The 14,352-nt window shown below is 47.3% G+C and carries 12 protein-coding genes; 9 read left to right on the plus strand and 3 right to left on the minus strand.

Translation table 11 applies throughout. The features are described 5' to 3' along the window. Nucleotides 1–222 precede the first annotated feature (222 nt). The 3 genes from H3H32_RS23660 to H3H32_RS23670 form a co-directional block, all read right to left on the minus strand. Nucleotides 223–1,689, minus strand: coding sequence for a sulfatase family protein (locus H3H32_RS23660; protein WP_182458070.1), 1,467 nt, complete (start codon nucleotides 1,687–1,689; stop codon nucleotides 223–225). 101 nt (nucleotides 1,690–1,790) lie between these two features. Beyond that, nucleotides 1,791–3,653: an outer membrane protein assembly factor BamB family protein gene (locus tag H3H32_RS23665; RefSeq protein ID WP_182458071.1), complete on the minus strand. Its 1,863-nt coding sequence runs from the start codon at nucleotides 3,651–3,653 to the stop codon at nucleotides 1,791–1,793. A gap of 547 nt (nucleotides 3,654–4,200) precedes the next feature. Continuing rightward, nucleotides 4,201–5,193: a GRP family sugar transporter gene (locus tag H3H32_RS23670; protein ID WP_182458072.1), complete on the minus strand. Its 993-nt coding sequence runs from the start codon at nucleotides 5,191–5,193 to the stop codon at nucleotides 4,201–4,203. Between the two features lie 132 nt (nucleotides 5,194–5,325). Here H3H32_RS23670 and H3H32_RS23675 point away from each other — a divergent pair, with 132 nt between their 5' ends. From H3H32_RS23675 to H3H32_RS23715, 9 genes are all read left to right on the plus strand, one after another. Beyond that, nucleotides 5,326–5,769 carry a DMT family transporter gene (locus tag H3H32_RS23675; protein ID WP_182458073.1) on the plus strand — a complete coding sequence of 148 codons (444 nt, stop codon included), beginning with the start codon at nucleotides 5,326–5,328 and terminating at the stop codon, nucleotides 5,767–5,769. 77 nt (nucleotides 5,770–5,846) lie between these two features. Then, nucleotides 5,847–6,458: a hypothetical protein gene (locus tag H3H32_RS23680; protein ID WP_182458074.1), complete on the plus strand. Its 612-nt coding sequence runs from the start codon at nucleotides 5,847–5,849 to the stop codon at nucleotides 6,456–6,458. Between the two features lie 43 nt (nucleotides 6,459–6,501). Next, nucleotides 6,502–7,743 carry an MDR family MFS transporter gene (locus tag H3H32_RS23685; protein ID WP_182464462.1) on the plus strand — a complete coding sequence of 414 codons (1,242 nt, stop codon included), beginning with the start codon at nucleotides 6,502–6,504 and terminating at the stop codon, nucleotides 7,741–7,743. Nucleotides 7,744–7,873: 130 nt separating this feature from the next. Then, nucleotides 7,874–8,569, plus strand: coding sequence for a TIGR02117 family protein (locus H3H32_RS23690; protein ID WP_182458075.1), 696 nt, complete (start codon nucleotides 7,874–7,876; stop codon nucleotides 8,567–8,569). A 3-nt stretch (nucleotides 8,570–8,572) separates the two neighbouring features. Further along, nucleotides 8,573–8,983 carry an inner membrane protein YiaA gene (gene yiaA / locus H3H32_RS23695; protein ID WP_182458076.1) on the plus strand — a complete coding sequence of 137 codons (411 nt, stop codon included), beginning with the start codon at nucleotides 8,573–8,575 and terminating at the stop codon, nucleotides 8,981–8,983. 87 nt (nucleotides 8,984–9,070) lie between these two features. Further along, on the plus strand, nucleotides 9,071–9,403 hold the full coding sequence (locus H3H32_RS23700; RefSeq protein ID WP_182458077.1) for a low molecular weight protein tyrosine phosphatase family protein: 333 nt from the start codon (nucleotides 9,071–9,073) through the stop codon (nucleotides 9,401–9,403). A gap of 123 nt (nucleotides 9,404–9,526) precedes the next feature. Beyond that, nucleotides 9,527–10,861, plus strand: coding sequence for an argininosuccinate lyase (argH, locus tag H3H32_RS23705; RefSeq protein WP_182458078.1), 1,335 nt, complete (start codon nucleotides 9,527–9,529; stop codon nucleotides 10,859–10,861). A gap of 473 nt (nucleotides 10,862–11,334) precedes the next feature. Beyond that, entirely contained in the window at nucleotides 11,335–12,363 is a 1,029-nt protein-coding gene (locus H3H32_RS23710) for a LacI family DNA-binding transcriptional regulator (protein WP_182458079.1), read from the plus strand. A gap of 15 nt (nucleotides 12,364–12,378) precedes the next feature. After that, nucleotides 12,379–14,337 carry a sialate O-acetylesterase gene (locus H3H32_RS23715; protein WP_182458080.1) on the plus strand — a complete coding sequence of 653 codons (1,959 nt, stop codon included), beginning with the start codon at nucleotides 12,379–12,381 and terminating at the stop codon, nucleotides 14,335–14,337. Nucleotides 14,338–14,352: the final 15 nt, after the last annotated feature.

Genomic DNA, 14,352 nt, shown 5'->3' on the forward strand with positions numbered 1-14,352 from the left:
GAGCACTAAATTTCAACGCAATATTAACTTGTTTTCTATTGGTTACAGTAGCGCCCTGTATTTCTAAATGCTTCTTTAATCCGTTCGGGAAACTATGAATCCGTTTACTATTGCCTTGGAGCGTTTTTTGTCATTCTGACGAAGGAAGAACCTTAATATTTACTTACCTGCGAGTGAAGATGCGTTAAGATCCTTCCTTCGTCAGAATGACAAAAACGCTCCTTATTTATCCCAGAAAATAATACCGTCGCGGGTTATCCAGGCATGCGTGGTCGACTCGTACTTGTCGATCTGATCGCCACCACCTTTCTGGCGAGGGTCATTTTCATCCTGCATCCATTTGTCTAAGCGCTTCCGCAATGCGTTTTTAGTTTGCGCTAAGGCCGCATCCTTTACCTTGTTGTGCAGGTTGTACGGATCATCTTTCAGGACATATAATTCTTCTGCGGGGCGTTTTTCAAAACCCATGACAAACAGAGGCTTTATAGCAGGGTCGTTCCGGTGATCCATCATGTATATTTTGGTGGGGCCACCATCCACATCGCCAAAAATAGACGGCGTATTCGGAATGGTTTCATCGCCAGCGGGCATGCGATTGGGTCGGAAGTTACGGATGTACAGATACTCTTTGGTGCGGATAGCGCGCATGGGATAGCCTGCACCCGAATCCAACTCAGCACGGCACAGACAATGGCGCTCACGTTCCAGAAAAACTTCGGACCGATGAACTGTTTTTTGCCCATTCAATACGGGCAATAAACTAATGCCATCAACGACAGGACGTTGTTTGATCCCACCCCAATCCAGAAAAGTAGGCATCAAATCGATCAGGTTGACAAACGAATCGTTGCGTTTCGGTTGGTTTAGCGGCTTAGAAAAACGGCTAATCAGGAGCGGCACTCGGGTTCCGTAATCATACAGATTTGCTTTGGCATGCGGAAACGGCATCCCGTTGTCAGAAGCCACCACAATGATGGTGTTCTCCAATTGGCCCGAAGTTTCCAGTTTCTTCAGTAAATCGCCAATCTCACGATCGAGCCGCTCTACTTCCGACAGATAATCGGCGACGTCACCTCTAACTTCGGGCACGTCGGGCAGGAATTTAGGCAGGTGAATTTTTGACGGATCGATTCCGGCTTTCTTACCATTTCCCAAATCGAAAGGGCGGTGAGGATCGTTGGTACCAAACCAGAAAAAGAAAGGTTTTCCTTTGGGCAGCTTATCCAGAAATGGCCCGAATCCTAGCTTAGCCGAATCGCCCGCCGGATTTTGGGTATAACCCATTTTCATATAATCGCCCGGTGCCCAACCCTTCCGGTCAAACGCCACCGAATAGCCTTCTTTTTCGAGCAGTTGAACGTAAGTGGGAATACTATAATCGAGTCGGCCACACAGGTTTACCCCTTCGCCGAGATTATGCGGGTATCGGCCTGTAAGCATAGCCGCCCGCGAAGGAGTACAGGAAGGTGAAGCGCAATAGGCATTCGTAAAAACGGTGCCATGTTGGGCTAGTTTATCGAGGTTAGGTGTCTTGATTGTTTTATCGCCGTATATACTCGCATAGGGGTAGCTCCAGTCATCGGCCAGAATAAACAGGATGTTCGGTCGTACTGCGGTTTCTTTTTTGAACGAAAAAAGACTAAGTGCGAGCAGCGAGAGCAAACCCGTCAGGCAAAAGACATATTTCATAATCAGGCGATCGTTTCCTCAAAAATAGCCCGAAATATACGTACCTAAATCAAAATCTACATTCGTGAACCCACCTGCTTATACGCCTATGCTCCCGAAACTTACTTTTCGATTTCGAAAGCCAGCAAAACATTTCCGGGGAGTTCGCCAAAGAGGCCATAACCGGAATTGACGAATACCATCCCATCGGCCACAACCGGCGCCGACCCGTCAATTGATCCCCCTTTTCCTGCAATCCCATTCACGGCCTGATACTCCTTTACCGTATCGTAGTCCCACAAAACTTTACCATCCGTTGTCGAATAAGCACGGATATGGCCATCCAGTGCTCCAGCAAATACCAGTCCGGGAATGACCGTTGGCGCAGCCGAGTTGGCTTCAATGCAGCCTTTCTTGCCTTCGCAGGCTGGTGCGACCGTTTTCCAGATAATCTTTCCTGTTGTGGCATCCAGCGCAAACAGGCCCGGTTCCGGCTTGATCAGTGAATCGATTTTGGGGTTTATGCCAAACTTATTGTCGGCATTGGCGGCATACACGTATCTTCCATCCGTTGCCATGCCCCAGTGAATGCCCCCCAGCGCCCCACCTCGCCCAATCCGGGTTTGCCAAATGACTTTCCCGTTATCGGGAGATAGGCCGTAAACAATCCCGGCTTTTTGCCCAACCAACAGGATTTCTTTTCCTGATGGTAATTTGGTCAGGATAGGCGCCATACCGAAATCAAAATCAGGGCCTACTTTTTCGGGGCAGTTGGGGTTTCCAGGACAGGCCAGATTCCAGGTATCATCTTTGGTCGACTGAAACGACCAGACTAGCTTCCCGGTTTTCAGATTCAATGCCTGAATAGCATCGCTGGTCGTTGTAGCGGGACTGGTGTAATTCTCACCCGTACCGAAATAAAGCAGGCCGCGCTTTGTGTCGATGGTGGGGCTGCTCCAGACAATCGCTCCCGATGGACCATAAAACGGTGCTCCATTCTTCTTTTTGCCTACTTCCTTCGCTTCCTCCGCAATGACCCGATGCCGCCAGATTTCTTTACCCGAACGAGCATCCAACGCGACAATTTCACCCGACGACGAACAGCACGGATAAGTCGGATCCAAAACCGAGACAACCTCGTTAGACGTCAACGGAACATACACTATATTGTCGTAAACGGCCACCGAACCGGTATTACCCGATTGAGGATGTTTCCCGGCTTTGCTCTCCCAGAGTAAGTTTCCAGTTTTTACATCAATGGCATACGCATTTGTATTGTTGTCGGCAAAAAAAGCGCGTATTCCTTCGTTGTTCTGCACCACCGAAATGGCTCCCCGAACGGCCGCTTTCGCCAGAAAACGCCAGCCAATTTTCCCGGTCTGTTTATGAATGCTGTACACCTCGCCAAAGTGCGTACCAATAATCAACCAGTCGCCCACAATAGCGGGTTTACTCCTCACCTGACTCACATCCGGAAAAGCAAAAGCCCATTTTAGTTTCAGACGTCCAACGGTTTCGGGCGAAATACCCGCCTGCTGTGCCGACCGATAACCGGTTCCTTCCAGATTACCACCCCAACCCGAGTGATGTATCAATCCACTTTTCGTTGAAGGAAGGGTAAATTGCCCATAGGCTTCCTGAGGTATAGGGTTATCTTTTAAGGATTTACTTGCCAACCATTGGGCAATGGCTTTCCGCTGATCCGTGGTTAGTTCTTTGGCTTGCTCGCGCATTTTACCCGTTTCCAGAGCAGCCAGAATGGCCCTTGGCGGCATCTGAGCTAAAATGAAATAGCCTGGAGCACCTACCCCAGCTTCGGCCTTGTGGCAATTATTGCAGGTGGCCATGTACAATTTCTGACCTTCGGCGGCTACAGAATAGTCTAGTTTCTGAGCAAATCCCACCATGGAAAGTAACAGAAACACGACGGCCAATGTCCATGACCTAACCTGAACAGATTGACCCAATTGACAGATAGGATGCATACGCTATAACTGGTCTATAATCAGTGTCTTACTAGTAGTAAAAGTAAATTGCATGCAGCAGCCGAGGTTCTTTTTTTTTGATAAACCCTTGAATTGATAGGATAAAGTTTAGATTGAGCGGGATGAACTGACGTCGGCGAGAAGGTAATCCAAGAGTTAGCTGTATATCCTCGGGAGAACACCCTAGCCTGATGACTAAGGATTTGGCTGGCTGTGGTGGTGTCAGTTTCTCAAAACTGACACGTTAGGTTTCTTAAAACCTAACGGATAGTCCATCAGCTTAACGAGGTTTCTGGCATAGTCCAATCAGCCCTATGAGGGCGTCCTGTCAATAGTTATTCTCGCTTATTAAGGGCTATAAGCGCCGTAGGTGCGACCTAATTCTGTCCATATCGGTCGCACCTACGGCGCTTAGGGTTATAGCTGATACATTGTTTTCTATTAACAGGCCACTCCTAACGGAGTTTCGAACATCCTCAAAAGATAGGCGAGGACAAAGATCGAGGATACGCAATCGACTATTATACGATGTTCCTGATAACGAACGCTACTTGGCCGAAATAATTAGCACTAAACCCAGCACATAACACAAGCCCATGAGCATCAGATAGCGGTTTGACAGAGCGGGCGCTCCGAGAAATTCCTGCCAGATAAAAACACCCCACAGCACAGCAATGATCGTGGCTCCCTGGCCCAATCCATAACTGATAGCATAGCCAGCTGCGCCCGAAGCCAATAAACTCGACGCCATGCCCAAACACCATACCATACCACCTAGCATCCCGATCCGGTGGTTACGTCGACTTACGTCGCTATAGAAGATCTCGCCGTCGGCAGGTTTACTCGCAAATCGACGCAATACGGGAATGAATAATGGGGTACTGACAACCACCCCAATGGCGAACAAGACTAAGGCTGTGTAGGGGGTGAGCAGTCCCGGTGCCGGATTACTAAAATCCGTTGTCATGGATTTAGCCACGAAATAAAAGAAGAAACTCATCAGGAACCCACCCACCAAGGTGATGACCAACCCCTGCATACTGACCGACGAATCGGTGGTGGCTTTAGCCCGGTAAGCCAACGCACTAAACACGACTGCCAGAAATATGGCAAAAACGCCCCCCGCTAACAGACCTACACTGCTTACAGGCGACGATCCGTAATTGACAATAACTCCCAAAATGAGAGCCAGTCCAATCCCAACGGGCATAGCGACGGACAAACCGGCCAGTTCAATACCGACAACGATAAGGATATTAGCGATATTAAAAACGAAGCCACCTATCAGGGCATATAACAGACTTTGCGTATCACCCTGTTTAATATCTGGTAGAAACGACCGTCCGGCTTCGCCAATACTACCAAATGTGAAGGCCAAAACCAGACTCAACAATAAAATACCGTACGTGTAATCGCGATAGAAAATAGTAGTAGGTACTGATTGGGTAGCCAGTTTCTGCGTATTGGCCCAGGAACCCCAGCAAAGCATTGTCAGAAAGCAGACAACAACAGCTACGGGATAGTAGGTAATGATAAACATATAAGATTGAAGAGTTTAGGCAAGGATAATCGGCAAGCTACGAAATGTAATACATTTTAACAAAATATACACACTCTTGAAAATCAGGATAAAGCGTGAGGTTGCGGGTTCCCGTTGCCTACCTTTGTAATCATGAACTACATCTATTTAGTACTTGCGTTTATTGTGGGCCTGGCCATTACAGTTCAGGCTGGCGTTAATGCCAATTTGCGACAGGCGATGAGCAATCCTATTCTAGCGGCCATCGTTTCATTCGGTTCCGGCTTTATGGTGCTGGTATTGATGTTTCTGGCTACAGGTGGATCAATACCTCCATTTGAAACCATCAAACAGATAAGCTGGTGGAAATGGACAGGAGGTATTATGGGCGCGATTTACATGATCACCGTTATCGTTAGCGTCCAGAAAATAGGAACCGCCAATATGGTAAGTTTGAGCGTAGCCGGACAATTAGTAGCCGCCCTTATACTGGATCATTACGGATTGATGGGCTTTTCAATTCACCCCGCCAACAGCTGGCGTTTGCTTGGTGTCGGGCTGATTATCGCAGGCGTGTTGCTGGTGGTGAAAAACTAAGTTTATGGTATTCGGTTTGTAGTTTACGGTGATTCATCACTACATATCGAATACCATAAACCGAATACCGTAAACCAATGATAAACTACCGCTTCTATCCCTCGCTACTCAACGTGTTCTCCCGTTATTTAAACGGCGGGCACCTGTCGATTCAGGAGTTGATCGATTCAATTAACCGGGTTCCAACACCAACTACGGCGGCTCAGGAGCGGGGTATCTCGTTTGAAGAAGCTATCGTCAAAGGCACAAATGAAGAGCGATTCGACCCCGAGATTGTCAAAAAAGTACGTAAGCTTCTCCCCCGCCCCATTGTCGAGACGCAGGTATATTGCCAGTTGGAAATTGAGGATGTGCTATTTTACGGGTACGTCGATTTGATCGGTAAATTCAAGGCGGTGGATCTGAAAACAACGGCTTCCTACCAACCGGGTCGTTTTGTGCACAACCATCAGAATTTGTACCTCCACGCACTCAAGCGGAAAGGCATAAAACTCATGGAGTACGTAATCACCGATTTTAGTGATGTTTACGTTGAGAGTTATCCTTTAACGCATCCAATCGACAAGCAGTTGGAAGAAATCCGACTCCTCAAGGCGTTCCTCGAAGAGCACCGACCACTCATTACCGATCCAAAAATCTTTGTCAAACCGGGCGAAGATGCAGACGCTCGCAGACGAACCATACGGTAAACATACAAGCGTCGAACAGGCTGTTTCGTCGTACCTTGCGGTCATGATTCAGCAAACGCTTCATCTTTATCAACGGGCTTACCGGGGCTTGTCGCCATCGGTATGGCTGCTGGCAGGAGTCATGCTCATTAATCGTTGCGGCACGATGGTCTTGCCGTTTATGACGCTTTATCTCACCCAATATCTCCACTTTTCGGTCACAAATACAGGCATTGTGATGGCCATTTATGGTGCCGGAGCCTTTGTTGGTACTTTCCTCGGTGGGCGCCTAACCGATCGATTTGGCTTTTACTACATCCAGCTAGTCAGCCTGATGTTTGGCGGCATGGCTTTAGTGTTGCTTCAATTTGTTACAAATTTTTACGCGCTCTGCGGCAGTGTATTCGTTTTCACGTTGTTTGGCGATGCGTTCCGACCCGCCAATCAGGCCGCTATTGCCCACTATTCGGACCCGGAAACCCGTACGCGTGCATTTTCCCTTAACCGACTGGCCATCAATCTCGGCTGGGCAGTTGGTGGCGGCCTGGGTGGCTGGTTAGCCAGTATCAATTACAGCCTCCTTTTCTGGGCCGATGGATTAACCTGTCTGGTAGCCAGTCTGGTATTATGGCTGTATTTGCCCGTTCCGGAAATTCGCGATAAGACCAACCCTCAATTGGAGCCAACACGCGCGACGGACACCGATTCAATCAGTCAATCGCCTTACCGCGATACCGTATTCGTTGGTTTCGTTGTCTGCGCTGCGCTGTATTTTATGGTATTCATGCAGCTATTTTCAATTGTGCCGCTGTTTTTGAAAGAAGTCTTCCGCATGAGCGAGCGTCTGATTGGCGGCTTAATGGCGCTCAACGGTATCATCATTGTGGTTGTTGAAATGGCGTTAGTGTATAGCCTTGAGCAGCAGAAACGGTCGAAAATTAAACTGATTATCGCGGGCGTTATCCTGACTTCGATTTCGTACGTCGCACTGACAATACCCACCAATGGTCTGCTCTCCGGCTTACAAGTCGCCCTGTTATTTATCCTTTTGGGTACGCTTAGCGAAATGATGGCTATGCCCTTTATCCAGTCGTTCACCGTTGAACGATCCAGTCCGGCAACCCGAGGTCAATACTTAGCCTTATATTCAATGGGTGGCGCGCTTGCTCAGACTACTGCTCCAGCCTTTGGGTCAGTGATGGTGACCAATTTTGGTTTCTCAACACACTGGTTAGCTCTGGCGGCTATTAGCCTAGTATCGGCAGGTGGGTTTTGGTGGCTGGGTAGAAGGCTAACATATCAATAATAAAAATACATGCAAGTAGTCATTTTTTATTATATTTTGACTTTACGGGATATATTTTCAATCTTGCAGCCCATACCTCGACGTCCTCCCAAATTCAACAAAACATATCTTCTTAAAAGATCATGGCACTATGTTAAAAAGTGTTTATAGGCTACTAAAATCTATTGGAGCTTTACTATTAATAGTTACGATTTTAATCAGTACATATTTACTTTCAGCTTATTTATTTTCAAGAGTTAGTGTCAATAAGAAGGATTCAGGTACAAATGATGTATCAATTTATATTCTTACAAATGGAGTGCATACAGACCTCGTAATGCCAATTAAAAATAATCAAATTGATTGGAGTGATGAGATAAAATTTGAGAATACAGTCAGCAAAGACACTTTATTCCAATATGTTGCTTTAGGCTGGGGCGATAAAGGATTTTATCTTGAAACGCCTACCTGGGCAGATTTAAAATTCAGTACAGCATTCAAAGCAGCTTTTGCATTAGGCTCCACAGCCATTCACGCAACTTTCTATACAACTATGATAGAAGGTAAAGATTGCGTAAAAATTAAGCTATCGAAAGAGCAATACATAAAACTTATCCATTACATAAAAAGCAGTTTTCGTTTAGATGCAAACGGACATCTGATTAACATAAAATCGCATGCTAATTATGGTATCAATGATACCTTTTATGAAGCGACTGGCAGTTACAGTTTATTCCATACATGCAATACATGGGCAAACAATGGACTAAAAAGCTGTGAGCAATTAGCTTGCCTATGGACACCTTTTGACACGGGTATTTTTTATCAATACAATCAACATAAATAAATCATGAATCAAAAACCATCCGCTGCATTTATTGGAGCTTCCTGGGTTGCTCTAGGAGTAGGTATGGCAGGGTACTTAGTTGGACTTTGGAGGTCTGAAATGCTTCTCGATGAAAAAGGCTACTATTTTACAGTATTGATGTATGGCCTTTTCTCGGTAGTATCAGTACAAAAAAGTGTTAGGGACCGATTAGAAGGAATACCAGTAACAGACATATACTACGGTCTTAGCTGGTTTTCAACAATTTTATCAATCACACTATTAATTGTTGGTCTGTGGAATGCAACTCTCTTACCAAGCGAAAAAGGGTTTTACGCCTTTGCTTTTCTATTGGGTTTATTTGGTGCAATAGCTGTTCAGAAAAACACCCGTGATAGTCAGGCTATTGATAGAAAAGATGGCCCTACGAATTAACTTTCTATTTGACGGGTGTCGTATTGAATCACATTACGGTTCGCTCGTTCCGCTCAGTGATGGCACCTACTTTTGTAAAACGTTATTGTGAACATACTTTTCGTTTGTAGCCGGAATCAGTGGCGCAGTCCAACGGCTGAAACACTGTACAAAAATCACCAAAACCATCAAGTCAGATCGGCAGGAACATCATCGTCTGCGCGGATTAAGGTGACGGCTAAGCTCATCCAATGGGCCGATCTAATTTTCGTTATGGAAAAACGACACAAGCAACGATTGCTTGAACGCTTTTCTGTAGAAATCGAAGACAGACAGATTATCGTTCTGGATATTCCAGACCATTACCTCTTTATGGACCCCGAGTTAATCGACATTCTTCAACAGTCGGTTTCTCCCTACTTGAAAGGCGCTGGCGAATAACATTCAACTACAGAGTCAACTTGTTCGACTGTTGATATAACCCTAATCGACTTTCTTTACGACCTTTGCAGGCGTTAATGAGCGGATTTAGCTTTCGCTCTTTCACTCTTTCGCACTTTCGCTTTGAAACTCTGGCAAAAAGAAGGCGTTACGACCGCCGATCAAATTGAACGCTTCACCGTCGGGCGCGACCGTGAAATGGATCTTTACCTCGCTCCGTTCGACGTGTTGGGCAACCTCGCTCATGCGCAGATGCTCGAGACCATTAACCTGCTAACCAGTGAGGAATTAAGTCAGCTGACGGTTGAATTGAAGAAAATCTACCAGCAAATTGAAGACGGGCAGTTTGTTATCGAAGAGGGTGTTGAAGACGTACACTCGCAGGTAGAACTAATGCTCACCAGGGCATTAGGCGATACGGGCAAGAAAATTCACTCGGGTCGGTCACGCAACGATCAGGTGTTGGTCGATATGAAACTCTTCACCCGCGACCGACTCTGGCAAGTGGCCGAGAGCGTTCAGCGCGTGTTCGACCGCTTAGTGAGTCGGTCAGAACAACACAAAGATGATCTACTGCCGGGCTATACACACCTGCAAATTGCCATGCCATCGTCGTTCGGGTTATGGTTTGGCGCTTATGCTGAAGCCCTCGCCGATGATATGCTGACCCTTCAAACAGCCTACCGACTTGCCAATCGAAATCCGCTTGGTTCAGGAGCAGGTTATGGCTCATCATTCCCGCTAAATCGCTCGCTTACAACGGAATTGCTCGGATTTGAAGGTATGCACGTCAATGTGGTTTATGCCCAAATGAGCCGGGGTAAAACCGAGCAAACGGCACTAACCGCGCTAGCTGCCGTAGCCGCTACGATCTCGCGGATGGCAATGGATATCTGCCTCTACAACAGCCAGAACTTCGGTTTTCTTACGCTGCCCGACGCCCTAACAACGGGAAGTAGCATTATGCCACATAAGAAAAACCCGGACGTTGCCGAACTCCTACGCGCCAAGACCAACCGCATGAAAGCCCTGCCGATGGAAGTAACGCTCGTAATGAGCAATTTACCATCGGGCTATCACCGCGATATGCAGTTGCTAAAAGAAATTCTGATGCCTGCCTTCGACGAAATTCTGGATTGTCTGGACATCACCGATTTCATGCTCGAACACATTCAGGTGAAGCCCAATCTGCTGAATGATCCCAAATACGATCTGCTGTTCAGTGTTGAGCGGGTAAATGAGTTGGTATTACAAGGCGTTCCCTTCCGCGAAGCCTACCGAATTGTTGGTAAAGAGATTGCCGACCATACCTACCACCCTCCCCGTGTATTACATCATACGCATGAAGGCAGCATTGGCAATCTGGGTACTGATTTGATTCAGCAAACGATGGAAAAAGCCCTAGCCGGTTTTGGGGCGGATAAAGCCCAGTCTGCCATCAAGGAATTGTTAGCTTGATAGACAAGTGACTGATAGAAAAAGCTCTCCTCTACCAAGCGGAGAGCTTTTTTTGACTTTTACTGTCTGACCCCGATGGGTTTGTACAACGGAGTGCTACTCCGTTGGGCCGAAGGCCAACTCACTACCCTAATTAGCCTGGCAGCTCAACGGAGTAGCACTCCGTTGTACAAACCTATCAACACTTCCTGTATCATTACCCAAAACGAATATCGATGGTACATCTATAGAATTTCTATCTCCTAAACTCAAAAAGCAATCGGTTACATTGCAATAGCGTCTAACAATAAGTTAATCTTATATTTTTTGTATTATTGCAATAACGAATGGTTTTATGGTGATTTTAAAGGGGATTTCTAGAAGTATCAAGCTCTTTACACCTTCACCCTTCCAACATTCGTAGAGAATTAACGTAGCTGTTTCAATAAAATCAACCGATTGCAGAAGAATCACTCGCGATTCTACCGTAACTCATGCAGAAGGAAGTAACTATCTACGATATCGCGAAACAGTTGCAACTCTCTCCAGCAACGGTGAGTCGGGCGCTGAACGATCATCCTGCCATCAATAGCAATACCAAAACGCTAATCACCAGTAAAGCCCTGGAAATGGGGTATCGTTCTAACCTGTTTGCCAGTAATCTGCGACGGCAACGGACGAATACCATTGGCGTTATTGTCCCTCGTCTGGATAGCTCCTTTATGTCGACGGTGCTGGCGGGGATGGAGAAAGTCGTGAACGAAAGCAGTTACAATCTGATTATCAGCCAGTCGCTCGAATCGGTAAAGAAAGAGGTGACGAATGCCAAAACGATGTTCGATAGTCGGGTGGATGGGTTACTGGTATCGCTGGCATCAGATACGGAGAACCTCGACCACTTCAACCCCTTTTTCAAAAAAGGCATCCCGCTCATTCTGTTTGACCGAGTTGTCCAACAAAAAAACTGCACCAACATCATTATTGATAACCTGAAGGCGGGTTACGATGCGACCACTCATTTAATTCAGCAGGGCTGTAAACGGATCATGCACGTTTCGGGTAGTCTTAAGCGGAATGTGTATGCCGATAGACTCAAGGGCTATAAACTGGCGCTGCTCGAACATGGCTTGCCGAGTGGCGATGAGCTGGAACGAGTTACCAATCTGACCCGTCAGGATGGTCTTGACGTTGCTGCCTACATCAAACGAATGCCCAATCCGCCCGACGGTTTGTTTATATCCAGCGATTTCTGCGCGGTCAGTTGCATAGGTGCGTTAAAACAAAGTGGTTTTTCTGTCCCCAACGATATTGCCGTAGTTGGTTTCAATAATGACCCCGTTTCGCTGGTAATCGACCCAAACCTGACAACCATCCATTACCCTGGTCAGGAAATGGGTGAAATCGCAGCACAAAGCCTGATCAATCATCTGAATGGTTTATTGCGACTGAGTGCTACGAACACTATCCTACTGAATTACGACCTGATTATCAGAGAGTCATCCCAACGTCCTAAACTTTCCTGACGTTTCGTTCCGGCTATGAAACCGTACGTTCTACATCGATTGTCAATCCTCTATCTGGGCCTACTACTTGCCAGTCAACTAGCTTTTGGGCAAGTCAAACTTCCTCGTTTGGTTAGCGATGGAATGGTGTTGCAACGGGATGTACCGGCCACGCTATGGGGCTGGGCAAAAGCTGGCGAATCGGTAAGCGTAACCCTTAACAGCAAAACCAGCACGGCTATAACCGGGCAGGATGGCAAATGGAAGTTGCAATTGCCCCCCATGAAAGCCGGAGGACCGTATCAGATACAAATTAAGGCCAGTAATGAACTGACACTGAATGATGTACTCTTTGGCGATGTCTGGCTCTGTTCAGGACAATCGAACATGGTGTTGCCGATGGAACGGGTTAAAGAACGATACGCCACGGAAATTGCGCAGGCAAATTATCCGGCTATTCGGCACTTTTTTGTTCCCATGCGCTACAACTTTCAGGGTCCCTTGGAGGATGTATTACCGGGTCGATGGGAATCGGCTAGCCCCCAGAACGTGATGCGCTTTTCGGCCGTCGCCTACTTTTTCGCGAAAGACCTGTACGAAAAATACCACGTACCTATCGGGTTGATCAACGCCAGCGTTGGTGGGACTCCGGCGGAAGCCTGGTTGAGTGCAGAAGCTCTAAAAGCCTTTCCAGAACAGTTGGCGATGGCCGAAAAAGTGAAAGACAGCACCTATGTAAAGGGAATTCAGCAAAGCGAACAGACGGCCATTCGGGCCTGGTACACCCAATTACGCCAGCGGGATAAAGGCTGGCAAGGCGAAAAAAACTGGGCTAATCCTGCTTACGATGCATCGAACTGGCCGAGTATGCAACTGCCGGGTTTCTGGGAAGATGCGGGTGTGCCACCGGGCAATGGGGTCGTCTGGTTTCGAAAGGAAATCGATGTACCCGCCAGCATGACGAATAAACCCGCCAAATTATTTCTGGGCCGGATTGTGGATGCCGATTCGGTATTTATAAACGGCGTATTTGCTGGAACCATTGGCTACCAATACCCACCCCGGCGCTACGACCTACCCGCTAATTTGCTCAAAGCGGGCAAAAACACGCTGGTTGTTCGAGTGATCAATACAAACGGGAAAGGCGGTTTCATCCCCGATAAACGCTACGAACTCATTGCCGACGGCCAGACGATTGACCTCAAAGGGAACTGGCAGTATCAGGTGGGTGCCACGATGCCTCCCCTACCCGGCACGACCTTTTTTCAGTACAAGCCCGGTGGTTTATTCAATGGGATGATTGCCCCGCTGGTGCATTATACAATCAAAGGTGCTCTCTGGTATCAGGGGGAGGCCAATACAGCCCACCCTTCCGACTATACCCAACTCCTTCCGGCTTTAATTGCCGATTGGCGACGCAACTGGCAGCAGACGGGAGCCACTTCGGGCAATTTTCCATTTCTCTATGTCCAGTTAGCCAATTACTTACCGGCAAACGCCCAACCTGTTGAGAGTCAATGGGCCGAATTACGGGAAGCTCAGCGCAAAACGCTCTCGGTTTCGAATACGGCAATGGCCGTCATTACCGATGCGGGTGAGTGGAATGACATTCACCCATTGAACAAAGAAACCGTTGGCAAACGACTTGCCTTAGCAGCCGAGAAATTGGCTTATAGCGACACGAAGGTCGTTTACTCAGGTCCTCTCTATCAGTCGATGAAACGGGAGGGGAATAAAATCATCCTCACGTTTTCTAACGTCGGAAGCGGCTTGCTGGCCAAAGGCGGGGGCGCGTTAAAGCAGTTTGCCATTGCCGGTCCTGACAAGCGTTTTGTTTGGGCTAACGCTCGACTAAAAGGCAATCAGGTAGTTGTCTGGAACGATCAGATTGCGGAACCAACTGTAGTACGTTACGCCTGGGCTGACAATCCCGAAGGTGCCAATTTATACAATAAGGAGGGTCTGCCGGCATCGCCCTTTACAACCGATTTTTAGCCTGCCTCGAACCTT

The organism is Spirosoma foliorum (assembly GCF_014117325.1).
GTDB classification, from domain to species: domain Bacteria; phylum Bacteroidota; class Bacteroidia; order Cytophagales; family Spirosomataceae; genus Spirosoma; species Spirosoma foliorum.